Raw genomic sequence first — 22,989 nt, forward strand, 5'->3', positions numbered from 1 at the left:
TGACAAGGATGCATATTTTTCGTGAACCAAAACTGGCATGGCACCCTGATTCGCCACATGCTGTTGCTGGTCACCGCCTGCCTGGTGATCGGCCTGATTTCCGGCTATTACGGCTGGAGCCTCGCCGTGGGCCTGGGCCTTTACCTGGCCTGGACCCTCAAGCAACTGCTGCGTCTGCACGAATGGCTGCGCCTGCACCAACCCGATGAAGCACCGCCCGACGGCTACGGCCTGTGGGGTGAAGTATTCGACAGCATTTACCACCTGCAACGCCGTGACCAACGGGTACGCGGGCGCTTGCAAGCGGTGATCGACCGGGTCCAGGAATCCACCGCCGCGCTGAAAGACGCGGTGATCATGCTCGACAGCGACGGCAACCTGGAATGGTGGAATCGCGCTGCCGAAACCCTGCTGGGCCTCAAGACCCCTCAAGACAGCGGCCAGCCCGTGACCAACCTGGTGCGTCATCCGCGCTTCAAGGAATACTTCGAGCAGAACAGCTACGCCGAGCCGTTGGAAATTCCTTCGCCGATCAATGATCGCCTGCGCATTCAGCTGTACATCACCCGCTATGGCAACAACGAACATTTGATGCTGGTGCGCGACGTGACGCGAATTCATCAGCTGGAACAGATGCGCAAAGACTTCATCGCCAACGTGTCCCACGAGCTGCGCACGCCGCTGACGGTGATCTGCGGCTACCTGGAAACTCTGCTCGACAATGTCGAGGAAGTGAACCCGCGCTGGAGCCGTGCCCTGCAGCAGATGCAGCAGCAAGGCGGGCGCATGCAGACCTTGCTCAACGATTTGCTGCTGCTGGCCAAACTGGAAGCCACCGATTACCCGTCGGACAACCAGCCAGTGTCCATCGACAGCCTGTTGCAATCGATCAAGAGCGACGCTCAGCAGCTGTCCGGTCAACGCAATCAGCGCATCACCCTGGAAGCCGACCCGACAATTCTGCTCAAGGGCAGTGAAGCCGAACTACGCAGCGCGTTTTCCAACCTGGTGTTCAACGCAGTGAAATACACCCCCGCCGAAGGCAATATCCGCATTCGCTGGTGGGGCGACGATCAAGGCGCACACCTGAGCGTGCAGGATTCGGGGATCGGCATCGACAGCAAACACTTGCCGCGCCTGACGGAACGCTTCTACCGCGTCGACTCCAGCCGCAACTCCAACACCGGCGGCACCGGGCTGGGGCTGGCCATCGTCAAACACGTGTTGCTGCGCCACCGGGCACGCATGGAAATCAGCAGTGTGCCGGGGCACGGCAGCACGTTTACCTGTCATTTTGCGCCGGCCCAGGTCACCAAATCCCGCGTCATCAGCGCCGCCGACTGATACCGGCCAGCACTCGCCACTAGTCAATCATCCGGTCAGCCGCTACATTGGCTGACTTGTGCCTGCCCTTCAGGCGCACTTTTTTCTTTCCTTTCGAATACACGGAACCTGCAAAACTCCATCATGGACCCTTCCCCTGGCTTGACCCTCGCAACAATATTCGCCGACTTCGGCATGATTCTTTTTGCTCTGATCCTGGTTTTGCTCAACGGCTTTTTCGTTGCGGCAGAGTTTGCCATGGTCAAACTGCGCTCGACCCGGGTCGAAGCCATCGCTGAACAGCACGGCTGGCGCGGACACATCCTGCGCACCGTGCACAGTCAGCTCGATGCTTACCTCTCGGCCTGCCAATTGGGTATCACCCTCGCCTCCCTCGGCCTGGGCTGGGTCGGCGAACCGGCGTTCGCACACCTCCTGGAACCCGTGCTGAGTGCCGTGGGCGTAGATTCCGCTGAAGTGGTCAAGGCGGTTTCGTTCTTCACGGCGTTCTTCATCATTTCGTACCTGCACATCGTGGTCGGCGAACTGGCCCCGAAATCCTGGGCCATCCGCAAACCCGAGCTGCTGTCGCTCTGGACCGCCGTGCCGCTGTACCTGTTCTACTGGGCCATGTACCCGGCCATTTACCTGCTCAACGCCAGCGCCAACCAGATCCTGCGCATCGCAGGGCAAGGTGAACCCGGCCCGCACCACGAGCACCATTACAGCCGTGAAGAACTGAAACTGATCCTGCACTCCAGCCGCGGCCAGGACCCAAGCGATCAAGGCATGCGCGTACTGGCCTCGGCGGTGGAAATGGGCGAGCTGGAAGTGGTCGACTGGGCCAACTCCCGGGAAGATCTGGTCACCCTTGAGTTCAACGCACCGCTCAAGGAAATCCTGGCGTTGTTCCGTCGCCACAAGTTCAGCCGTTATCCGGTGTACGACAGCGAGCGTCAGGAGTTCGTCGGCCTGCTGCACATCAAGGATCTGCTGCTGGAACTGGCCGCCCTGGACCACATTCCCGAGTCGTTCAACCTCGCCGAACTGACCCGGCCGCTGGAACGCGTGTCGCGGCACATGCCACTGTCGCAACTGCTGGAACAATTTCGCAAGGGCGGCTCGCATTTCGCCGTGGTCGAGGAAGCCGACGGCAACATCATTGGCTACCTGACCATGGAAGACGTGCTGGAAGTGCTGGTGGGCGACATTCAGGACGAACACCGCAAGGCCGAACGCGGGATCCTCGCGTATCAGCCAGGCAAGCTGCTGGTGCGGGGCGATACGCCGCTGTTCAAGGTGGAGCGTCTGCTGGGTATCGACCTGGACCACATCGAAGCCGAAACCCTCGCCGGGCTGGTCTACGAAACCCTGAAACGGGTGCCGGAAGAGGAAGAAGTGCTGGAAGTCGAAGGTTTGCGGATCATCATCAAGAAGATGAAAGGGCCGAAGATTGTTTTGGCCAAGGTGTTGATGCTGGATTAATGCCCTGATCCAGATCCGCGTCGACCCCTTCGCGGGCAAGCCCGCTCCCACAAGGATTTGCACAGGACCTGTGGGAGCGGGCTTGCCCGCGATGGCGTTGGGTCAGGCAACTCCTTACTGCTTGCCCAACGCAAAGTTGGGCAACGCGCCTACCGGTTGATTGAACTGGTACGGAATCGACACCAGCCCCAACCCGGTATTGCGCTGCACCACGAAGTGCAGGTGGGGGCCGCTGCTGTTGCCAGTGTTGCCCGACAGCGCCAGCGCACTGCCTACCGTCACCCGCTGACCTTCCCGCACGCTGACCGAACCCTTCTTGAGGTGCAGGTACACGCCCATGGTCCCGTCATCGTGCAGCACCCGCACGAAATTGCCCGACGGGTCGTTGCCGCGTCCGGTCTGGCCATTCTCGGTTTTCACCACCACCCCGCCGCGCGCCGCGATGATCGGCGTGCCTTCGGGCATGGCGATGTCCATCGCATAACGGTTCTTCGGCCCGTAGTGGCTGTATTGGCCATTAGGGCCCTGGCTCAGCCGAAACGGCCCGCCACGCCAAGGCAGTGGATATCGATAGGCCATGGTGGCCCCTGAGGGGTCGCCCAGGGAATACTCGAACCTTGGGGTGTAGACCAGCGGCCTTCCGGCGTTCGTCGCCTTGAGCAGTGCCAGACGTAGGTTACTGCGCGCCGGCATAACCCGACGGATCGGCCGGCTCGGCGCACCGCTGACGTTCTTCAGCCCGTCGAAACTCAGCTCGATCTCGACCGGCGCATACAGGTCGTTACGCACGAACACACTGTCCATGCCCCCCTGCTTCTTGATGTCGAGGTACACCTGCCGCTCAAGGCGCTCGACCATCCGGTCCCGGAAAACGAACACCTTCGCGCCCTTGGTGGGGCGGTCGCTGTAAGAGACCACGCCACTGGCGTCGGTGGACCTGTAGATCGTCATGGCCACAGCCGAGGTGGAGGCCATGAACAGACCACAGAAAAACAGCAGGCGCGCGAGCATGGGCAAGATTCTGTCGAGTAAGGCCTGGGAAGGAGCCTAGCAGCTGAAATGGACCTGCGTAGTCGACAGATGTTTCAAAATGGGCGGATCAGGGGATGTGTGGTGAATGTGATGGCCCCTTCGCGAGCAAGCCCGCTCCCACAGTGGAATGCATTCCACTGTGGGAGCGGACTTGCTCGCGAAGACGGACTGTCAGGCGGCGAAGATTACGCGCCAGGAACGAAATGCTTCTGCGCAGTACCACGGGCGATCAGGCGGGAGATGTAGTCAAGCTTCTGCGCATCCTGATCGACAAAGCGGAAGGTCAGTTGCAGCCACTCGCTGTCGGGCTTCGGCTCGTGGGCGACGATGGCGTGCAGGTAGCCGTTGAGACGGGCAATTTCGGCGTTGTCGCCCTGCTCCAGGTCGAGTACGGCGCTGTCGAGGACTTGCGGCAAGGTGTCGCTGCGCTTCACCACCAGCAGCGCTTCCTTGATGCTCAAGGCCTTGATCACACATTGCTGAGTGCCGCTCGGCAAGCGCAGTTGGCCTTGGCCACGACCGCCAGCTGAGGCGGCGACAGAGGCGGCAGGTGCCTTGACCGGCGGGCTGTTGAGCAAGCCACGGGCAGGCGCGGCCGCCGGGGCTGGCGCAGCGGCGGCAGGTTTGGCGAACGGGTTGACCGGCGCAGCCGAGGGTGCGACCACCGCCGCTTTGCCGCCAGTCAACGCGCTCAGGGAATCGTTACCGAACGCCGAGTTCATTTTGGTTGGCGCGCTGTTCATCAAGGTGTCGAGCTTGCCGACCTTGTTCAGCGCCTGCTTGACCTTGGTCAGTAGCTGCTCGTTGGTGAACGGCTTGCTGACATAGCCGGAAACCCCGGCCTGGATCGCCTGGACCACGTTCTCTTTGTCGCCACGGCTGGTCACCATCACGAACGGCATGCTCTTGAGGTTGTCCTGCTCGCGGCACCAGGTCAGCAGCTCCAGGCCGGACATTTCCGGCATTTCCCAGTCGCACAGAACCAGGTCGAACGCTTCCTTGGCCAGCATGGCCTGGGCCTTTTTGCCGTTGACTGCATCTTCGGTCCGGATCCCCGGGAAGTAGTTACGCAGGCACTTCTTTACCAGGTCACGAATGAACGACGCATCGTCCACGACCAACACACTGATCTTGCTCATCCAACACCCCTTTAAAAATCCCGGCAAGCATAACGCTGGCTGATGGCACTTTGCCAAAACTCTTCAGTCACGCCGGGACTTTTCGTTCGCGGGTGCTGCTTTTCTATTCGGTTTTTCAATTCGGCTTTTCAATTCGAGAGCCTCACGCAAACAAAAACGCCCGGCCAAAGGGCCGGGCGCTTTTCTTGGGCAATCTTACTTATCGTCAGCTTTGCCCGGAACATTAGCGGTTTCGGCACTTGTGCCTTCAACTTCTTCTTTCATGCGCTTGAGGCCCAGGTGACGCACGTCAGTGCCGCGCACCAAGTAAATCACCAGTTCCGAGATATTGCGCGCATGGTCGCCGATCCGCTCCAGGGAACGCAGCACCCAGATAATGCTCAAGACCCGTGAGATAGAGCGCGGGTCTTCCATCATGTAGGTGGCAAGTTCACGCAGCGCGGTCTTGTATTCGCGGTCGATGATCTTGTCGTATTGCGCCACCGACAACGCCAGGTCGGCGTCGAAGCGGGCAAACGCGTCCAGGGCATCGCGAACCATGTTGCGCACCTGGTCGCCGATGTGGCGAACCTCGACGTAACCGCGCGGCGCTTCACCTTCTTCGCACAACTGGATGGCACGACGGGCGATCTTGGTGGCTTCGTCGCCGATGCGCTCCAGGTCGATCACCGACTTGGAGATGCTGATGATCAGACGCAAGTCCGACGCCGCCGGCTGACGACGGGCCAGAATGCGCAGGCATTCTTCGTCGATGTTGCGTTCCATCTGGTTGATCTGGTCGTCGATCTCGCGCACTTGCTGGGCCAGGCCAGAGTCGGCCTCGATCAGCGCGGTCACCGCGTCGTTGACCTGCTTTTCCACCAGCCCGCCCATGGCCAGGAGGTGGCTGCGCACTTCCTCGAGCTCAGCGTTGAACTGCGCGGAGATGTGATGGGTAAGGCCTTCTTTACTAATCATGTTGGCGTCCTTGGAGCGTCCGGTAAGGTGCGGTGGACCGCAGCGTCAGTTCAGTGAGCAACAACAGCTTCCTAGCCGTAACGACCGGTAATGTAGTCTTCGGTCTGCTTCTTCGCCGGATTGGTGAACAGGGTATCGGTGTCGCCGAATTCCACCAGTTTGCCCATGTACATGAACGCCGTGTAGTCGGAAACCCGCGCGGCCTGTTGCATGTTGTGGGTCACGATAACAATGGTGAACTTGGATTTCAGTTCGTAGATCAGCTCTTCGACTTTCAGCGTGGAGATCGGGTCGAGTGCCGAGCACGGTTCGTCGAGCAGCAGTACTTCCGGCTCCACGGCGATGGTGCGGGCAATCACCAGACGTTGCTGCTGACCACCGGACAGGCCAAGTGCCGACTCGTGCAGACGGTCTTTGACCTCATCCCACAGCGCCGCGCCTTTCAACGCCCACTCGACGGCTTCGTCGAGGATGCGTTTCTTGTTGATGCCCTGGATGCGAAGACCGTAAACCACGTTTTCGTAGATGGTTTTCGGGAAAGGGTTCGGCTTCTGGAACACCATGCCGACCCGACGACGCAACTCGGCCACGTCCTCGCCCTTGCGGTAGATGTTGTTGCCGTAGAGGTTGATCGCGCCTTCGACGCGACAGCCGTCCACCAGGTCGTTCATGCGGTTGAAGGTGCGCAGCAGCGTGGACTTGCCGCAGCCGGACGGGCCGATGAAGGCGGTCACGCGCTGTTTCGGGATGTTCATGCTGACGTCGTACAGCGCTTGTTTCTCGCCATAGAACAGGCTCAGGCCCGGCACTTCGATGGCCACGGTTTCCTGCTCAAGGCTCAGGCTCTGTTTGTCGCGGCCCAGGGCCGACATGTTGATGCCGTGAGTGTGTGCTTCGTGCTGCATGGGAGGCTCCCTGTGCTAACAAATTCGGTTCATTTTTTGTGGGAGCGAGCCTGCTCGCGATTCAGGCAATGCGGTTTAACTCTGAAACCGCGGTGATGCCATCGCGAGCAGGCTCGCTCCCACATAGAAATCAGTGCTGCTTCAAATCAGCTATCCAGCGCTTTGTACTTTTCGCGCAGGTGGTTTCGAATGTATACGGCCGACAGGTTCAACGTGGCGATCACCAGCACCAGCAGCAGCGCCGTGGCGTACACCAGCGGCCGCGCGGCTTCGACGTTCGGGCTCTGGAAGCCGACATCATAAATATGGAAGCCCAAGTGCATGATCTTCTGGTCCAGGTGCAAGTACGGGTAGTTGCCATCCACCGGCAGCGACGGCGCCAGTTTCACCACACCCACCAGCATCAGCGGCGCCACCTCACCGGCGGCACGGGCCACGGCGAGGATCATGCCGGTCATCATCGCCGGGCTGGCCATTGGCAGCACGATCTTCCACAAGGTCTCGGCCTTGGTCGCGCCGAGGGCCAACGAGCCTTCACGCACGGTGCGAGGAATCCGCGCCAGGCCTTCTTCGGTGGCCACGATCACCACCGGCACCGCCAGCAGCGCCAGGGTCAGGGAAGCCCAAAGCAGGCCCGGCGTACCGAAGGTCGGTGCCGGCAGTGCTTCCGGGAAGAACAGGCGGTCGACCGAGCCACCCAGCACATAGACGAAGAAGCCCAGACCGAACACGCCGTAAACGATCGCAGGCACACCCGCCAGGTTGTTCACCGCGATGCGGATCAAGCGAGTCATGGTGTTCTGCCGCGCATATTCACGCAGGTAAACCGCTGCCAGCACGCCGAAGGGCGTCACGATCATCGCCATGATCAGAGTCATCATCACGGTGCCGAAAATCGCCGGGAAAATCCCGCCTTCGGTGTTGGCTTCACGCGGGTCATCACTGAGGAATTCCCAGACCTTGCTGAAGTAGAAACCGATCTTGGTGAAGGTGCCCATCGCGTTCGGCTGGTAGGCGTGAACCACTTTGCCGATGCCGATTTCGATCTCTTTACCGTTCGCGTCGCGAGCGGTCAGGCTGTCACGGTTGAACTGCGTGTGCAGATCGTTCAGACGCGCTTCGATTTCCTGATAACGGGCATTCAACTCGGCGCGCTCGGACTCCAGGTCCGCTTGTGCGGCAGCGTCGAGATGGCCGGCCAGTTCCAGTTTGCGACCGTGCAGACGCACACGTTCGAGACCGGCGTTGATCGCGCCGATGTCGGTTTTTTCCAGGCTCTTGAGCTGCACAGCGAGCTGGTTGACGCGCTCGACACGGGCCTGCAACTCAGGCCATGCGGCCTCGCCTTCAGCGATGACCTTGCCGTCCTGTTTGACGTTGACCAGGTAGCCATAGAAGTTGCCCCACTCGCGACGCTCGATGGCCATCAGCTCAGGTGGGGTTTTCTGGCTGGTCAGCCACTCGCCGACAATCCAGGTGAAGTCGGTGCCGTTCAGATCGCGGTTGCCGACCTTGATCAACTCGCGAGTCATGAACTCCGGACCCTGATCGGGCACCGGCAGGCCAGCGCTTTTCAGGCGCTCGCGTGGCACTTCTTCCTTCTGCACCACTTCGCCGATGACGAGGTGATTGGCTTGGCCCGGCACGTCGTAGCTGGCGTGGATCAGGTCCGCCGGCCAGAAGTGACCCAGACCGCGCACGGCAATCACAGCCAGCAGGCCAATGGTCATGATGACCGCAATGGACACCGCGCCACCGCTGATCCAGACGCCGGGGGCGCCGCTCTTGAACCATCCATTCAGGGAGTTCTGTTTCACAGACTTCTACCTTTGTTAAAGCGACGAGTATTTCTTGCGCAGACGCTGACGAATCAGTTCCGCGAGGGTGTTCATGACGAAGGTGAACAACAGCAACACCAGCGCCGAGAGGAACAGCACGCGGTAGTGGCTGCCGCCGACTTCCGATTCGGGCATTTCCACCGCGACGTTGGCTGCCAATGTGCGCAGGCCTTCGAACAGGTTCATTTCCATGACCGGGGTGTTACCGGTGGCCATCAGCACGATCATGGTTTCACCGACCGCACGGCCCATGCCGATCATCAGTGCCGAGAAGATGCCCGGGCTGGCGGTGAGGATCACCACGCGGGTCATGGTCTGCCACGGTGTGGCACCGAGGGCCAGGGAGCCCAGGGTCAGGCCGCGAGGCACGCTGAACACGGCGTCTTCGGCGATGGAGTAGATGTTCGGAATCACCGCGAAGCCCATGGCCAGACCGACTACCAGAGCGTTGCGCTGGTCGTAGGTAATCCCTAAGTCGTGGGAGATCCACATGCGCATGTCGCCGCCGAAGAACCAGGTTTCCATGTACGGGCTCATGTACAGCGACAACCAGCCCACAAACAGAATCACCGGGATCAGGATCGCGCTTTCCCAGCCGTCCGGCACTTTCAGGCGGATGGACTCAGGCAGGCGACTGAAGACGAAACCCGCCACCAGAATGCCGATCGGCAGGAGCATCAGCAGGCTGAAGATGCCGGGCAAATGCCCTTCCACATACGGCGCCAGGAACAGGCCGGCGAAGAAGCCGAGGATCACCGTCGGCATCGCTTCCATCAGCTCGATCACCGGCTTGACCTTGCGACGCATGCCCGGAGCCATGAAGTACGCGGTGTAGATCGCCGCGGCGACGGCCAGCGGCGCGGCCAGCAGCATGGCGTAGAACGCGGCTTTCAGAGTACCGAAGGTCAGCGGCGAGAGGCTCAGCTTGGGTTCGAAGTCGGTGTTGGCGGCGGTCGATTGCCAGACGTATTTAGGCTCGTCGTAGTTCTCGTACCAGACCTTGCTCCACAACGCGCTCCACGAGACTTCCGGGTGCGGGTTGTCGAGCAGCAACGGCTGCAGCTTGCCGCCCTGCTCCACGATCACGCGGTTGGCCCGTGGCGACAGGCCAAACAGGCCTTGGCCGTCGACCACCTGGTCCACCAGCAAGGTGCGGTGAGCGGTGCTGTGGAACACGCCGAGCTTGCCGGACGCGTCGAGGGCAACGAAACCTTTACGACGTTCTTCGGCGGTGATTTCAACGATCGGCGCAGTGCCCATCTGGAAGGTACGAATCTGCTTCAGGCGCAGCTCGCCATCCGGGTCGCGGGCCATGAACCACTGGGCGAGGCCACCCTTGGAGTTGCCGACGATCAACGAGATACCGCCCAGCAATTGAGTGCTGGCGGTCACTTCGGCATTACCGTCTTCAAGCAATTTGTAGCGCCCGTTGAGGCTCTTGTCGCGCAGGCTGAAAACATCGGCCTGAGCGCGACCGTTGACCACGTATAGCCACTGCTGACGCGGGTCGACGAAAATGTTCTTCACCGGCTCGGTCATTTGCGGCAGTTCGATGCGCTTCTGCTCGTTGGTGACTTCGCCGGTCATCATGTTTTCTTCGCTGGTCAGCGACATGACATGCAGCTGCGCACCGGTGGAGCCGGCCAGCATCAGGGTCGAATCGGTAGCGTTGAGGCTGACGTGCTCCAGAGCTCCGCCCGCCTCGTTCAGCGCGATGGGTGTCTCGCCGTACGGGTATTCGATGGCCGGGGAAATGGTTTTCTTGCCGTCCGGGTAGCTGACTTTATACGTGTGACGAAACACCAGCGCCTGGCCGTTGGACAAGCCCACCGCCACCAATGGATGGCCGGGCTGGTCTTCAGCGATGGAGGTCACGCTGGTGCCGGCCGGAATCGGCAGGTCGACGCGGCGCAGCTCGGCACCAGTATCGATATCGAAGAACAGTGCCTGGCCCTTGTCGGAAACCCGCATGGCGACCTGGTTCTGTTCTTCGAGGGAGATCATCAGCGGTTTGCCGGCGTCTTGCATCCAGGCGGGCGTGATGGCGTCTTTGGCGGTCAGGTCGGCACCCTGGAACAGGGGCGCGACGACGTAACCGAGAAAGAAAAAAATCAGAGTGATCGCACCAAGAACGGCGAGGCCGCCGACGAGGACGTACCAGCGGGTCAGGCGATCTTTCAGCGCACGAATGCGGCGCTTGCGGTGCAGCTCAGGCGTATTGAAGTCAATTCGCTTGGGAGGATTTGTAGTCATGGTGGAGTTGGCCAGATCATTCATGCGCACACCCTAGCGATCCTGTATGACAGAAAGATGACAATGCAGTGACGCAACAAATCCGCCGCCCGTGGGAACTGGCAGTGGATCGGAAATTTGGGGGTTGCAGGAGCTGTCGAGGGAACCGAGGCTGCGATCTTTTGATCTTGCAGCTGGAAGCCAGATCAAAAGATCGCAGCCTCGTTTCACTCGACAGCTCCTACACAGGTCCGGGGTTTAGCCCGGACCTAGGGTTTTACTTTTTTGCGACGTTGCCGCCTTCTTGCAGACCCAGGTCAGCCAGTGCTTTTGCAGCAACCTTGGCTGGCAGCGGGATGTAGCCGTCTTTCACAACCACTTCCTGACCCTGCTTGGACAGAATCAGTTTCACGAACTCGGCTTCCAGCGGGGCCAGAGGCTTGTTCGGGGCTTTGTTGACGTAAACGTAGAGGAAGCGCGACAGCGGGTATTTGCCATTCAGGGCATTTTCTTCGCTGTCTTCGATGAAGTCAGTGCTGCCCTTCTTGGCCAGGGCCACGGTCTTCACGCTGGCGGTCTTGTAGCCGATGCCCGAGTAACCAACGCCGTTCAGCGAAGAGCTGATCGACTGCACGACCGACGCCGAGCCTGGTTGTTCGTTGACGTTTGGCTTGTAGTCGCCTTTGCACAGGGCTTCTTCCTTGAAGTAGCCATAAGTGCCGGATACCGAGTTACGACCGAACAGTTGTACTGGCTTGTTGGCCAGGTCGCCGGTCACACCCAGGTCGCCCCAGGTTTTCACGTCGGTTTTGGCACCGCACAGACGAGTCGAGGAGAAGATCGCGTCGACTTGCTCCATGGTCAGGTGCTGGATCGGGTTGTCTTTGTGTACGAACACAGCCAAGGCGTCTACGGCAACCGGGATAGCGGTTGGCTTGTAGCCGTACTTCTGCTCGAAGGCAGCCAGTTCGGTGTCCTTCATCTTGCGGCTCATCGGGCCCAGGTTGGAGGTGCCTTCAGTCAGCGCAGGTGGCGCAGTGGCGGAGCCAGCGGCCTGAATCTGGATGTTTACGTTCGGGTATTCTTTTTTGTAGTTCTCAGCCCACAGGGTCATGAGGTTGGCCAGGGTATCGGAGCCGACGCTGGACAGGTTGCCCGACACACCAGTGGTCTTGGTGTAGCTCGGGATAGCAGGGTCAACAGCGGCAACCGCGTTGGCAGTCGCAACGCCAGCAGCGACAAAAGTCATTGCCGCCATCAAACGCTTCAGTTTCATGCCTTACTCCTAGCAGATAGGTGTGTTAAGTCGGGGCCAAGTATCAGCAGGCCGTGTGAACACTCTATGGCTGAAATATGACAATTGGATGAAAGGCCAGTATTTGGATTTACAAGATGATTCGCGTCACCTTCATCGCGAGCAGGCTCGCTCCCACAGGGGATCTGCGGTGAACACAGAATAAATGTGGGAGCGAGCCTGCTCGCGATGGGGCCAGTGCAGTCGATGAAAGCGTCGGCTTAACGCCCTTTCTTCCAGAGATACCCGCCCACCAGAACCCCGACCCCACAGATAATCGCCACGTAATAGGCCGGCCCCATCGGGCTTTCCTTGAGCAGCAGGGTGACGACCATCGGGGTCAGGCCACCAAAAATCGCGTAAGCCAGGTTGTAGGAAAATGACAACCCGCTAAAACGCACCACCGCCGGGAAGGCTTTGACCATCACGTACGGCACCGCACCGATGGTGCCGACCAGCAAACCGGTCAGGGCATACATCGGGAACAACCAGTCGGGGTGGTTGAACAGGCTGTGATAGAAAGTCCACGACGTCAGCAGCAGCAAACCGCTGCCGAACACGAACACCCGACCGGCACCGAAGCGGTCAGCCAGTGCACCGGAGGCGACACAACCCAGGCTCAGGAACACGATGGCCAGGCTGTTGGCCTGCAACGCGGTAGTCGGCGCGAAGTGGTAAACGGTCTGCAGCACGGTCGGGGTCATGAGGATGACCACGATGATGCCGGCGGACAACAGCCAGGTCAGCAGCATGGAGATCAGAATCGCACCGCGATGGTCACGCAACACCGCGCGCAGCGGCACTTCTTCGGCCAGGGCCTTGCGCAATTGCAGTTCGGCGAATACCGGGGTTTCGTGGAGCCAACGGCGCAGGTAAACCGAGAACAGGCCAAACACACCGCCCATCAGGAACGGGATCCGCCAGGCGTAATCCGAAACTTCAACCGGCGTGTAAATGCTGTTGATTGCGGTGGCGACCAGCGAGCCCAAAAGAATACCGACGGTCAGACCGCTGGTCAGCGTGCCGCAGGCATAGCCGATGTGCCGCTGTGGCACGTGTTCGGAAACGAATACCCACGCCCCCGGCACTTCACCGCCAATCGCCGCGCCCTGAATCACCCGCATCAGCAGCAATAGAATCGGCGCCCACATACCAATCTGCGCATAAGTCGGCAGCAAGCCCATGATCAGGGTCGGCACGGCCATCATGAAAATGCTCAAGGTGAACATCTTCTTGCGCCCCAGCAGGTCACCGAAGTGCGCCATGACGATGCCGCCCAGCGGCCGCGCCAGGTAGCCGGCGGCGAAGATGCCAAATGTCTGCATCAAGCGCAGCCATTCGGGCATGTCGGCGGGGAAGAACAGTTTGCCGACCACCGTGGCGAAGAACACAAAAATGATGAAGTCGTAAAACTCCAGCGCGCCGCCCAAGGCAGACAGCGACAATGTCTTGTAGTCGTTACGGGTCAGCGGACGTGCGGGTTGGGCTGGCTGCGCGAGGCTCGAGGGCGCTGTGGTCATGGCAAGGGCTTCTCTTATAGTCGGATCTGCAACCTCAACAACGCTGGCGGAGGCTTGGGCAGGTTCGGCACGATAGCAAATTGTTCGAAAAAGCACATAGAGGTGCGTATTTGACGGTCAAAATGAGAACCGGACGGTCGTCTAGGAGTCTACCGATCGATATACTCGCAACATTGCAACGGCTTGTAAGGGGTTGCTGTGCGAAACCGTCGTTGGCGCCCGTCAGCCGATTTCGCAGAGTTTCCCTTTAGGCGCCTTACGAAAAACGTGACGAACGTAGTATGTTCGGGGCTGAATCGTTTTTCTTAGAGACGGCTATTCAACCTGAAGTACCAATGAAGAGTCACGGGTCAGAGGCACCCCCGGCATGATAGAGCTCGAACAAGAAGATCCAATCCCGCAAGGCGATCTGGCCCTGCAAATCACCGCACTTCCGCGCGAAACCAACGGCTTTGGCGATATTTTCGGCGGCTGGCTGGTGGCGCAGATGGACTTGGCCGGCACAGCAATGGCCAGCAAAGTGGCTGGCGGGCGCGTGGCCACCGTTGCGATCGACCGCATGGCGTTCCTGGTACCGGTGGCAGTGGGCGCTCAGCTCTCCTTCTATACCCAGGCCCTGGAAATCGGCCGCAGCTCGATTCAGATGATGGTCGAAGTCTGGAGCGACGATCCACTGTCCAGCGAATGGCGCAAAGTGACCGAAGCGGTATTCGTGTTTGTCGCCATCGACGGCAGTGGCCGTACGCGTTCGGTTCCGCCTAGAGCTCGTTAAACCCGGCGACCATTTTGCGGTCCATTGCAGCCCTGTTCCTGATTGAGAGTCACCCCATGAGCACGCCCAACGTTGAAGCCGTGAAACTGGATGAACTGAACTGCTGGCGCATCCGCCACGGTCAGGCCGAATTGCTGGTGGCTCAGCAAGGCGCGCACATCCTCAGTTATCAACTGGCCGGCCAGCCGCCGCTGATCTGGCTCAACGACGAGGCGGTGTTCAAGACCGGCAAAGCTATTCGTGCCGGCGTACCGGTGTGCTGGCCGTGGTTCGGCAATCTGTCGCGTAACCCGCAAAGCGTTCAGGCCATGCGCGTCAGCCAGGAACCGCCGACCGCTCATGGGCTGGTGCGGGCGATGGATTGGGAACTGGGCGGCATCGAAGCCGAGGGCGAAAGCCTGAAGGTGGAATTCGTCCTGCCCTACCCCGAAGGCGGCTTGCCGGAATGGCCGCATCAGGTGGACTTGAAGCTGAGCATTCGTCTGGATGAACAGCTGCACATCAGCCTGACGAGCGAAAACAAGGGTGCCGAACCCGTCACGATCAGCCAGGCACTGCACAGCTATTTCGCCGTCAGCGACGTACGCAACGTGCATGTCGAAGGGCTGGATGGCTTGAGTTACATCGAGACGCTGGACGACTGGAAAACTGTCGCTCAGGCCGGTGATCTGCGCTTTACCGGTGAGACCGACCGCATCTATCTGAATACCCCGCCGAAGCTGAGCATCGTTGACCCGCACTGGGAACGACGCATTGAACTGACCAGCAGCGGCTCGCGCTCGGCGGTGATCTGGAACCCCTGGATCGACCGCGCCGCAGCGTTCAGCGACATGGCCGACGATGGCTGGCAGCGCATGCTGTGCATTGAAACGGCGAATGTGATGGATGATGTGGTGACATTGGCGCCGGGAGCGAGTCATACCCTGGGCGTGAGCATCGGCAGCAAATCCCTCTAACACCACAAAACGAATGTGGGAGAGGACTTGCTCGCTCCCACATTTTGATCCGTGCCAGGCTGACGGGCGCTTTTACAAATCCGACTCTTTGACCGCCCGCACCTGCGCCGCATCCAGCGCATACGCCGCATCCGCCAGGTCGTTGTTGACCGTCTCGATCTTCAGCGTGCCGGTCACCCACAGCGGCGTGTAGATGTCATTCAGCTTCAGGCCCTTGGGATAACGCACCAACACCAATTGGTTAGGCGGTGGTGGGGGCACGTGGATGCAAGCGCCCGGATACGGCACGAGGAAGAACAACGTGCTGCGGCCCTTGGCATCGGATTCCAGCGGTACCGGATAACCGCCGATGCGGATGTGCTTGTCGTTCATCGACGGCACGGTTTTGGTCGAATACATCACCGCCGGCAAGCCTTTGCTCTGCTTCATGCCACCCTTTTGGGTAAAGGTGCCGTTGGCTTCCGGGGAGTTGTGATCGATTTCTGGCATGGCCTCGAGGGCTTTCTGGTCCGACTTGGGCATCAGTTCGAGCCAGTCGGTTTCCGGCAGTTCGCCGGCATGGGCCAAACCACTGCCCAGGAAGAGAAGAGTCAACAGAAGACGGCGCATGAAAGTGCTCGGCAAAGGAAAGGACAGTGTGACGCCGAGCATTCTAGCCCTCTCCGACGATGGCGCAGAGAGGGCTTTGTCGCTTGAATCAGTTCTTTTTGATCAGGCCGTAGATCACCAGCAACACCACCGCCCCCACCAGCGCACCGATGAAGCCCGCGCCTTGACCGGCATGGTAAATGCCCAGGGCCTGGCCGCCGTAAGTGGCCGCCAACGAACCGCCGATACCGAGCAGGATGGTCATGATCCAGCCCATGCCGTCATCGCCCGGTTTCAGGAACCGGGCCAGCAGGCCAACGATCAAGCCGATAAAGATGGTTCCGATAATTCCCATGGCATTTCCCTCTGAATGATTTGGTGAGACAGGACACCCGGCCCAAGCCTAGACAGACTTTGGCATCCTGCCATCAGAGAGCGGCGGCCACTGAAGGTTCCGCCGCTGCCACATGAAACTATTCGGCGATGAGCGCTTCGACCTTGAGGATCTGCGCAGCCAACGTCTCACGGTCCGCACAGCGCAAATTGGCGTGACCGACCTTGCGGCCGACCTTGAAGGCCTTACCGTAGTGGTGCAGGTGGCAGTCGGCAATCGCGATCACTTTCTCTACTGGCGGCACGACACCGATGAAGTTGAGCATCGCGCTCTCACCAACCTTGGCGGTCGAACCCAGCGGCAGACCGGCAACGGCTCGCAGATGGTTTTCGAACTGGCTGCACTCGGCGCCTTCAGTGGTCCAGTGCCCGGAGTTGTGCACGCGCGGGGCAATTTCGTTGGCCTTGAGGCCACCGTCGACTTCGAAGAACTCGAACGCCATCACGCCGACGTAGTCCAGCTGCTTGAGCACCCGGCTGGAGTAGTCCTCAGCCAAGGCTTGCAGCGGGTGATCGGTGCTGGCCACGGACAGTTTGAGAATGCCGCTGTCGTGAGTGTTGTGAACCAGCGGATAGAACCTGGTTTCGCCATCGCGAGCACGCACGGCGATCAACGAAACTTCGCCGGTAAACGGCACGAAGCCTTCCAGCAGGCAGGCGACGCTGCCCAGTTCTGCGAAAGTACCGACCACATCTTCAGGCTTGCGCAGGACTTTCTGGCCCTTGCCGTCGTAACCCAGTGTGCGGGTTTTCAGCACGGCAGGCAGACCGATGGACGCCACGGCGGCGTCCAGATCGGCCTGGGACTGGATGTCCGCGAACGCGGGAGTCGGGATGCCCAGATCCTTGAACATGCTCTTCTCGAACCAGCGATCGCGGGCGATGCGCAGCGCTTCGGCGCTCGGGTACACCGGAACGAATTGCGACAGGAAGGCCACGGTTTCAGCCGGGACGCTTTCGAACTCGAAGGTCACCAGATCGACTTCATCAGCCAGTTGACGCAGGTGATCCTGATCGCCGTAATCGGCCCGCAGGTGTTCGCCCAACGCGGCTGCGCAAGCATCCGGCGCCGGGTCCAGGAAAGCGAAGTTCATGCCCAGCGGAGTGCCCGCCAGCGCCAACATGCGACCCAACTGGCCGCCACCGATTACACCGATCTTCATCGTCAACAACCTCAGGCGATGCGTGGGTCTGGATTGTCCAGGACGCTGTCTGTCTGCTCTGCGCGGAATTTTTTCAACACGGTATGAAACTGCGGGTGCTTGGCGCCCAGGATGCTCGCCGAGAGCAGCGCTGCGTTGATCGCGCCAGCCTTGCCGATGGCCAGGGTGGCGACCGGAATGCCCGCGGGCATCTGCACAATAGAGAGCAGCGAATCGACACCCGAGAGCATCGACGACTGCACCGGCACGCCCAGCACCGGCAGGTGGGTCTTGGCCGCACACATACCCGGCAGGTGGGCCGCGCCACCAGCACCGGCGATGATCACCTCGATGCCACGCGCCTCAGCCTCTTCGGCGTACTGGAACAGCAGGTCCGGGGTACGGTGGGCAGAAACCACTTTCACCTCGTAAGGGATGCCGAGCTTTTCCAGCATATCGGCGGTGTGGCTAAGGGTGGACCAATCGGACTTGGAGCCCATGATCACGCCAACCAGTGCGCTCATCGTCGTGCCTCTTCTCTCTGGGCGCCCGCAGGCGCGTCAAAAAACAACAAGCCACGCAAAATGCGTGGCTTGATTGTACGAATTATGGCCAGTCAAACCGGCCGAAGGCCGCGCAGTATACCTCAATGAAGCAGATAAACAGCCCCCTATACGACCATCTGTCATGCGGTGCAAAGCAGCGGTTTTGTTGACCTCAAGGTCAATCAAATACACCACAAGTCCCTGTGGGAGCTGGCTTGCCTACAATGAGGTCGGCATAGCAAACATTGATGTTGCCTGCCCCTCCGCAATCGCGGGCAAGCCCGCTCCCACAGGGTTCTTCTTTGTATTCAAGAGCCGGTGGTGGTTTGGGCTACGCTGCCCTCAAGTTTGCGCCAGAGCAACCGCACGTTCGCCTTGCGCACCAGCGCGCAGCGATACAGGCGAATCTCCAGCGGCACATGCCATTGCGGGCCACCGCAGACGACCAGCTCGCCGCGAGCCAGTTCGGCGCGCACGCTCAGATGCGGCACCCAGGCAATTCCCAAACCTTCCAGCGCCATGCTTTTCAGACTGTCGGCCATGGCGGTTTCATAAATTGTGGTGAATCGCAGGGCTCGCTGGCGCAACAACATGTTGACCGAACGCCCGAGAAACGCACCAGCGCTGTAGGCCAACAGCGGCACACTGGTTTCGCCCTCCAGATCGAACAATGGCTTGCCGTCAGCGTCCGCGGCGCAGACCGGGAGCATTTCGGTGTCCCCCAGATGCAGTGACGGGAAAATTTCCGGGTCCATTTGCATCGCTGCGTCCGGATCGTAAAAAGCCAGCATCAGATCACAGCCGCCTTCACGCAGCGCATGCACTGCATCGCCTACGTTGGTGGCCACCAGTCGCGTGGCGATGTTCAACCCTTCGTTGCGCAATTGCGCAATCCAGCGCGGAAAAAAACCCAGCGCCAGGGAGTGCGCGGCGGCGACTTGCATCACCTCGCCCTGCCCGCCTTCCAGATGATGAAGGTGACGCAGCACTTCACCCAACTGCTCGACCACGGTTCGCGCGGTGACGAGAAACAGCTGCCCCGCCGCCGTCAACTCGACCGGGGTGCGGGAACGATTGACCAGGGTCAGCCCCAGCGCGGCTTCAAGGCTGCGGATCCGCCGGCTGAATGCCGGCTGAGTTACGAAGCGTCTTTCAGCCGCCTGGGAGAAGCTGCGGGTAGCGGCCAGAGCACTGAAGTCCTCGAGCCATTTGCTTTCCAGATTCATCACGCCCCTCCCGAAAATGCACCGATTTAGGTCACACGTTCGCCGCACACGCGGCGTCACACCGGCATTATGCCGAATGTGCATAGGCTAGTGTTTAACAGCATTGGCTCAAAATTCTCCACACGCCTAGCATTTGCCGTGTTCCGGCACAGACCGGGTCCATATCGAGATGATTTCTATCATGTCCTCCGCTGCATCTTTCCGCACAGAAAAAGACCTGCTTGGCGTACTCGAAGTACCTGCTCAAGCGTATTACGGCATCCAGACCCTGCGAGCGGTGAACAACTTCCGTCTCTCCGGTGTTCCGATTTCGCATTACCCGAAACTGGTTGTTGGTCTGGCGATGGTCAAGCAGGCCGCCGCTGACGCCAACCGCGAGCTGGGTCACCTGAGCGAAGCCAAGCACGCTGCCATCAGCGAAGCCTGTGCCCGATTGATCCGCGGCGATTTCCACGAAGAATTCGTGGTGGACATGATTCAAGGCGGTGCTGGCACTTCGACCAACATGAATGCCAACGAAGTCATCGCCAACATCGCGCTGGAGGCCATGGGCCACAGCAAGGGCGAATACAAGTACCTGCACCCGAACAACGACGTGAACATGGCGCAGTCGACCAACGACGCCTACCCGACCGCGATCCGTCTGGGTCTGCTACTGGGTCACGACGCTCTGCTGGCCAGCCTCGACAGCCTGATCCAGTCGTTTGCCGCCAAAGGTGAAGAATTCAGCCACGTTCTGAAGATGGGTCGTACCCAGCTGCAAGACGCCGTGCCGATGACCCTGGGCCAGGAATTCCGCGCCTTCGCCACCACCCTGAGCGAAGACCTGGCGCGCCTGAAGACCCTGGCGCCTGAGCTGCTGACCGAAGTGAACCTGGGCGGCACCGCGATCGGTACCGGCATCAACGCCGACCCGCGTTACCAGGCCCTGGCCGTTCAGCGTCTGGCCCTGATCAGCGGTCAACCGCTGGTGCCGGCTGCCGACCTGATCGAAGCCACCTCCGACATGGGCGCTTTCGTGCTGTTCTCCGGCATGCTCAAGCGCACCGCGGTCAAGCTGTCGAAGATCTGCAACGACCTGCGCCTGCTGTCCAGCGGCCCACGCACCGGCATCAACGAAATCAACCTGCCAGCGCGTCAGCCAGGCAGCTCGATCATGCCAGGCAAGGTCAACCCGGTAATTCCGGAAGCCGTTAACCAGGTAGCGTTCCAGATCATCGGCAACGACCTGGCCCTGACCATCGCGGCCGAAGGCGGCCAGCTGCAACTGAACGTGATGGAACCGCTGATCGCGTTCAAGATCTTCGACTCGATCCGCCTGCTGCAACGCGCCATGGACATGCTGCGCGAACACTGCATCGTCGGCATCACCGCCAACGAAGAGCGCTGCCGTGAACTGGTCGAGCACTCGATCGGCCTGGTCACCGCGCTGAACCCGTACATCGGCTATGAAAACGCCACCCGCATTGCCCGTGTCGCCCTCGAAAGCGGCCGCGGTGTGCTGGAACTGGTGCGCGAAGAACGCTTGCTCGACGAAGAAATGCTCGCCGACATCCTGCGCCCGGAAAACATGATTGCTCCGCGTCTGGTGCCTTTGAAGGCTTAACCGAACGCAGGCTCTTTTGAAGAGCACGCTCACCAGGTCGAGGGACTAGACACCTCTCACCTTTTGAGGGCTTGGGGATTTGTTCCCTCAAGCCCTTTTTTTTCAACGCTTTTGCGGATTTTACGAACATGCTGAATGTTTCCGGTTCCGCCAAGATCGCAGCCTTCGACAGCTCCTACAGGGTCTGATATACCCCCGTAGAGGCTGTCGAAGGCTGCGATTTTTTGATCTTGCAGCCCTCTCGTTTCGTCGCTCGCACCACAACCGTGCAGACGGAAGGCACACTCCTATGTATAGTGCCGGCCCTCTTCGCTTGAGCGGTCGTCGGTAACGAGGCCCAAACACATGCGAAAACCGAACTAATAAAACCCGCGATATGGAACGGGGACGAACCTTCGACCCACCTGGTGTGCCACGCACAATCGGGTGTAAAGCGATGTGTCGGACCATCCAGCATTCGCACACACAAAAAATAGCGAGGAATAATCCATGCTCGAAGTCATCAACGACTTCCTCTCAGGGAAAGTACTGATCGTGCTCATTGTCGGGCTCGGTAGCTACTTCACGATCCGCTCGCGTTTCGTTCAGTTCCGTCATTTCTTTCACATGTTCGCGGTGTTCCGTGACAGTCTGCGCAGCAGCTCCGAACAACTCAGCTCGTTCCAGGCCCTGATGCTCAGCCTCGCCGGCCGCGTCGGTGCGGGTAACATCGCGGGTGTCGGCATCGCCGTGACCCTCGGCGGCCCCGGTGCGGTGTTCTGGATGTGGGTGACCGCACTGGTCGGCATGTCCAGCAGCTTCTTCGAATGCTCCCTCGGCCAGCTCTACAAGCGCTGCGACTCCGAAGGCCAATTCCGTGGCGGCCCGTCCTACTACATCCAGCACGGCCTGCAGAAACGCTGGTTGGGCATGATCATGGCGTTCCTGCTGCTGATCACCTTCGGCTTCGCTTTCAACGGCCTGCAAGCCCACGCCGTGACCCACTCGCTGAACAACGCGTTCGGCTTCGACACCACTTACACCGGGCTGGCCCTGGCGGTGTTGCTGGGTCTGGTGTTCATCGGCGGGATCAAGCGGATCGCCAAGGTCGCTGACCTGCTGGTACCGGTGAAAACCCTGGTGTACATCGGCGTGACCATCTACGTGATCGTGCTGCAGTTCGACCACGTTCCGGGCATGTTGATCACCATCGTCAAAAGCGCCTTCGGTCTGGACCAGGCGTTCGGCGGCCTGATCGGCAGCGCCATCGTCATGGGCGTGAAGCGCGGCGTGTTCGCCAACGAAGCAGGCCTGGGCAGTGCGCCGAACGTGGCCGCTGTGGCCTCGGTCGAGCACCCGGTCGCGCAAGGCGTGGTTCAAGCGTTCAGCGTGTTCCTCGACACCTTCGTGATCTGCACCTGCACCGCGTTGCTGATCCTGCTGTCGGGCTTCTACACTCCGGGCTTCGAAGGCGACGGCATTGCCCTGACCCAGAACTCCCTGGCTGCCGTGGTCGGTGAATGGGGCCGGATGTTCATTTCCGTAGCCCTGGCGTTGTTCGTGTTCACCTCGATTCTCTACAACTACTACCTGGGCGAGAACAACCTGCGCTTCCTGATCGGTGAAAACCGCAAGGCGCTGATTGGCTATCGCGCGCTGGTATTGGCACTGATTTTCTGGGGTGCCATCGAGAACTTGAACACGGTGTTCGCGTTCGCCGACATCACCATGACCCTGCTGGCGTTCGTGAACCTGATCGCGCTGTTCCTGCTGTTCAAGGTTGGCATGCGCATCCTGCGTGACTACGACGACCAGCGTGCCGCCGGTATCAAGACCCCGGTGTTCGATTCGAGCAAATTCCCGGATCTGGACCTGGACCTGAAAGCCTGGCCAGCCAATCCGCCAGCTGCTGCGCCTCAGGCACAGCCTCAGCCGGAAGGCGTGACCGCAGCGCAACGCTGATCGGTAAAAACCGGGCGTATCCCCTGCGCCCGGCGTGACACAGCGTTCGGTCGGCGTCATGCTCGACCCTACGCTGTGGCAGCTAGATGAGGCTG

19 protein-coding genes are annotated in these 22,989 nt (G+C 60.2%); 6 read left to right on the forward strand and 13 right to left on the reverse strand.

From position 1 onward, the window contains the following. Nucleotides 1–57: 57 nt before the first annotated feature. Both phoR and LOY38_RS29595 read left to right on the forward strand, forming a co-directional pair. On the forward strand, nucleotides 58–1,344 hold the full coding sequence (gene phoR, locus LOY38_RS29590) for a phosphate regulon sensor histidine kinase PhoR (protein WP_258700819.1): 1,287 nt from the start codon (nucleotides 58–60) through the stop codon (nucleotides 1,342–1,344). Nucleotides 1,345–1,467: 123 nt separating this feature from the next. Then, nucleotides 1,468–2,808 (forward strand): hemolysin family protein, encoded by a 1,341-nt coding sequence (locus tag LOY38_RS29595; protein WP_258698240.1) that lies wholly within the window; start codon nucleotides 1,468–1,470, stop codon nucleotides 2,806–2,808. Nucleotides 2,809–2,922: 114 nt separating this feature from the next. Here the strand turns inward: LOY38_RS29595 and LOY38_RS29600 are convergent, their stop codons facing one another. From LOY38_RS29600 to LOY38_RS29635, 8 genes are all read right to left on the reverse strand, one after another. Then, complete coding sequence (locus LOY38_RS29600; protein WP_258698241.1) at nucleotides 2,923–3,819, reverse strand: peptidoglycan DD-metalloendopeptidase family protein; 897 nt, start codon at nucleotides 3,817–3,819, stop codon at nucleotides 2,923–2,925. A gap of 206 nt (nucleotides 3,820–4,025) precedes the next feature. Next, the gene (locus LOY38_RS29605; protein ID WP_258698242.1) at nucleotides 4,026–4,979 is read right to left on the reverse strand and encodes a response regulator; all 954 of its coding nucleotides are present in this window, start codon (nucleotides 4,977–4,979) and stop codon (nucleotides 4,026–4,028) included. 195 nt (nucleotides 4,980–5,174) lie between these two features. Further along, the gene (gene phoU / locus LOY38_RS29610; protein WP_007896483.1) at nucleotides 5,175–5,936 is read right to left on the reverse strand and encodes a phosphate signaling complex protein PhoU; all 762 of its coding nucleotides are present in this window, start codon (nucleotides 5,934–5,936) and stop codon (nucleotides 5,175–5,177) included. Between the two features lie 71 nt (nucleotides 5,937–6,007). Beyond that, entirely contained in the window at nucleotides 6,008–6,841 is an 834-nt protein-coding gene (gene pstB, locus LOY38_RS29615) for a phosphate ABC transporter ATP-binding protein PstB (RefSeq protein ID WP_007934504.1), read from the reverse strand. A gap of 146 nt (nucleotides 6,842–6,987) precedes the next feature. Beyond that, the gene (gene pstA, locus LOY38_RS29620) at nucleotides 6,988–8,658 is read right to left on the reverse strand and encodes a phosphate ABC transporter permease PstA (protein ID WP_258698243.1); all 1,671 of its coding nucleotides are present in this window, start codon (nucleotides 8,656–8,658) and stop codon (nucleotides 6,988–6,990) included. Nucleotides 8,659–8,673: 15 nt separating this feature from the next. After that, nucleotides 8,674–10,707: an ABC transporter permease subunit gene (locus LOY38_RS29625; protein ID WP_258700820.1), complete on the reverse strand. Its 2,034-nt coding sequence runs from the start codon at nucleotides 10,705–10,707 to the stop codon at nucleotides 8,674–8,676. Nucleotides 10,708–11,188: 481 nt separating this feature from the next. Further along, nucleotides 11,189–12,187 (reverse strand): phosphate ABC transporter substrate-binding protein PstS family protein, encoded by a 999-nt coding sequence (locus tag LOY38_RS29630; protein ID WP_258698244.1) that lies wholly within the window; start codon nucleotides 12,185–12,187, stop codon nucleotides 11,189–11,191. Nucleotides 12,188–12,426: 239 nt separating this feature from the next. Next, on the reverse strand, nucleotides 12,427–13,725 hold the full coding sequence (locus LOY38_RS29635; RefSeq protein ID WP_258698245.1) for an MFS transporter: 1,299 nt from the start codon (nucleotides 13,723–13,725) through the stop codon (nucleotides 12,427–12,429). Nucleotides 13,726–14,092: 367 nt separating this feature from the next. On the opposite strand from LOY38_RS29635, the gene LOY38_RS29640 reads away from it, so the two are divergent. Together LOY38_RS29640 and LOY38_RS29645 are read left to right on the forward strand one after the other, a co-directional pair. After that, nucleotides 14,093–14,497, forward strand: a complete 405-nt coding sequence (locus LOY38_RS29640) for an acyl-CoA thioesterase (RefSeq protein ID WP_007896491.1) — start codon at nucleotides 14,093–14,095, stop codon at nucleotides 14,495–14,497. Between the two features lie 56 nt (nucleotides 14,498–14,553). After that, nucleotides 14,554–15,453: a D-hexose-6-phosphate mutarotase gene (locus LOY38_RS29645; RefSeq protein WP_258698246.1), complete on the forward strand. Its 900-nt coding sequence runs from the start codon at nucleotides 14,554–14,556 to the stop codon at nucleotides 15,451–15,453. Between the two features lie 72 nt (nucleotides 15,454–15,525). On the opposite strand, the gene LOY38_RS29650 is transcribed toward LOY38_RS29645, so the two are convergent. The 5 genes from LOY38_RS29650 to LOY38_RS29670 all read right to left on the reverse strand — a co-directional run bounded on the left by LOY38_RS29650 (nucleotide 15,526) and on the right by LOY38_RS29670 (nucleotide 19,347). Beyond that, nucleotides 15,526–16,062 carry a DUF3299 domain-containing protein gene (locus tag LOY38_RS29650; protein ID WP_258698247.1) on the reverse strand — a complete coding sequence of 179 codons (537 nt, stop codon included), beginning with the start codon at nucleotides 16,060–16,062 and terminating at the stop codon, nucleotides 15,526–15,528. Nucleotides 16,063–16,150: 88 nt separating this feature from the next. Next, complete coding sequence (locus LOY38_RS29655) at nucleotides 16,151–16,396, reverse strand: GlsB/YeaQ/YmgE family stress response membrane protein (RefSeq protein ID WP_258698248.1); 246 nt, start codon at nucleotides 16,394–16,396, stop codon at nucleotides 16,151–16,153. A gap of 118 nt (nucleotides 16,397–16,514) precedes the next feature. Then, entirely contained in the window at nucleotides 16,515–17,597 is a 1,083-nt protein-coding gene (locus tag LOY38_RS29660; protein ID WP_258698249.1) for a 5-(carboxyamino)imidazole ribonucleotide synthase, read from the reverse strand. Between the two features lie 11 nt (nucleotides 17,598–17,608). Then, a complete protein-coding gene (gene purE, locus LOY38_RS29665; protein ID WP_003196369.1) occupies nucleotides 17,609–18,100 on the reverse strand; it encodes a 5-(carboxyamino)imidazole ribonucleotide mutase in 492 nt (163 codons plus the stop codon). A gap of 329 nt (nucleotides 18,101–18,429) precedes the next feature. Beyond that, nucleotides 18,430–19,347, reverse strand: a complete 918-nt coding sequence (locus tag LOY38_RS29670) for a LysR substrate-binding domain-containing protein (protein WP_258698250.1) — start codon at nucleotides 19,345–19,347, stop codon at nucleotides 18,430–18,432. Between the two features lie 181 nt (nucleotides 19,348–19,528). Here LOY38_RS29670 and aspA point away from each other — a divergent pair, with 181 nt between their 5' ends. Further along, nucleotides 19,529–20,953, forward strand: coding sequence for an aspartate ammonia-lyase (aspA, locus tag LOY38_RS29675; RefSeq protein WP_258698251.1), 1,425 nt, complete (start codon nucleotides 19,529–19,531; stop codon nucleotides 20,951–20,953). Between the two features lie 489 nt (nucleotides 20,954–21,442). Beyond that, a complete protein-coding gene (locus LOY38_RS29680) occupies nucleotides 21,443–22,894 on the forward strand; it encodes a sodium:alanine symporter family protein (RefSeq protein ID WP_258698252.1) in 1,452 nt (483 codons plus the stop codon). Nucleotides 22,895–22,989: the final 95 nt, after the last annotated feature.

The organism is Pseudomonas sp. B21-015, assembly GCF_024749285.1.
Taxonomy (GTDB): Bacteria; Pseudomonadota; Gammaproteobacteria; order Pseudomonadales; family Pseudomonadaceae; genus Aquipseudomonas.

What these genes read in the sequence shown, in the direction of transcription:
- phoR (WP_258700819.1), top strand. Translation starts at nt 58, where the DNA reads ATGCTGTTGCTGGTCACCGCCTGCCTGGTGATCGGCCTGATTTCCGGC.
- LOY38_RS29670 (WP_258698250.1), bottom strand. Translation starts at nt 19,347, where the DNA reads ATGAATCTGGAAAGCAAATGGCTCGAGGACTTCAGTGCTCTGGCCGCT.
- LOY38_RS29645 (WP_258698246.1), top strand. Translation starts at nt 14,554, where the DNA reads ATGAGCACGCCCAACGTTGAAGCCGTGAAACTGGATGAACTGAACTGC.
- LOY38_RS29650 (WP_258698247.1), bottom strand. Translation starts at nt 16,062, where the DNA reads ATGCGCCGTCTTCTGTTGACTCTTCTCTTCCTGGGCAGTGGTTTGGCC.
- LOY38_RS29660 (WP_258698249.1), bottom strand. Translation starts at nt 17,597, where the DNA reads ATGAAGATCGGTGTAATCGGTGGCGGCCAGTTGGGTCGCATGTTGGCG.
- LOY38_RS29605 (WP_258698242.1), bottom strand. Translation starts at nt 4,979, where the DNA reads ATGAGCAAGATCAGTGTGTTGGTCGTGGACGATGCGTCGTTCATTCGT.
- LOY38_RS29640 (WP_007896491.1), top strand. Translation starts at nt 14,093, where the DNA reads ATGATAGAGCTCGAACAAGAAGATCCAATCCCGCAAGGCGATCTGGCC.
- LOY38_RS29595 (WP_258698240.1), top strand. Translation starts at nt 1,468, where the DNA reads ATGGACCCTTCCCCTGGCTTGACCCTCGCAACAATATTCGCCGACTTC.
- LOY38_RS29630 (WP_258698244.1), bottom strand. Translation starts at nt 12,187, where the DNA reads ATGAAACTGAAGCGTTTGATGGCGGCAATGACTTTTGTCGCTGCTGGC.
- LOY38_RS29655 (WP_258698248.1), bottom strand. Translation starts at nt 16,396, where the DNA reads ATGGGAATTATCGGAACCATCTTTATCGGCTTGATCGTTGGCCTGCTG.
- LOY38_RS29625 (WP_258700820.1), bottom strand. Translation starts at nt 10,707, where the DNA reads ATGCAAGACGCCGGCAAACCGCTGATGATCTCCCTCGAAGAACAGAAC.
- phoU (WP_007896483.1), bottom strand. Translation starts at nt 5,936, where the DNA reads ATGATTAGTAAAGAAGGCCTTACCCATCACATCTCCGCGCAGTTCAAC.
- purE (WP_003196369.1), bottom strand. Translation starts at nt 18,100, where the DNA reads ATGAGCGCACTGGTTGGCGTGATCATGGGCTCCAAGTCCGATTGGTCC.
- aspA (WP_258698251.1), top strand. Translation starts at nt 19,529, where the DNA reads ATGTCCTCCGCTGCATCTTTCCGCACAGAAAAAGACCTGCTTGGCGTA.
- LOY38_RS29635 (WP_258698245.1), bottom strand. Translation starts at nt 13,725, where the DNA reads ATGACCACAGCGCCCTCGAGCCTCGCGCAGCCAGCCCAACCCGCACGT.
- LOY38_RS29600 (WP_258698241.1), bottom strand. Translation starts at nt 3,819, where the DNA reads ATGCTCGCGCGCCTGCTGTTTTTCTGTGGTCTGTTCATGGCCTCCACC.
- pstB (WP_007934504.1), bottom strand. Translation starts at nt 6,841, where the DNA reads ATGCAGCACGAAGCACACACTCACGGCATCAACATGTCGGCCCTGGGC.
- LOY38_RS29680 (WP_258698252.1), top strand. Translation starts at nt 21,443, where the DNA reads ATGCTCGAAGTCATCAACGACTTCCTCTCAGGGAAAGTACTGATCGTG.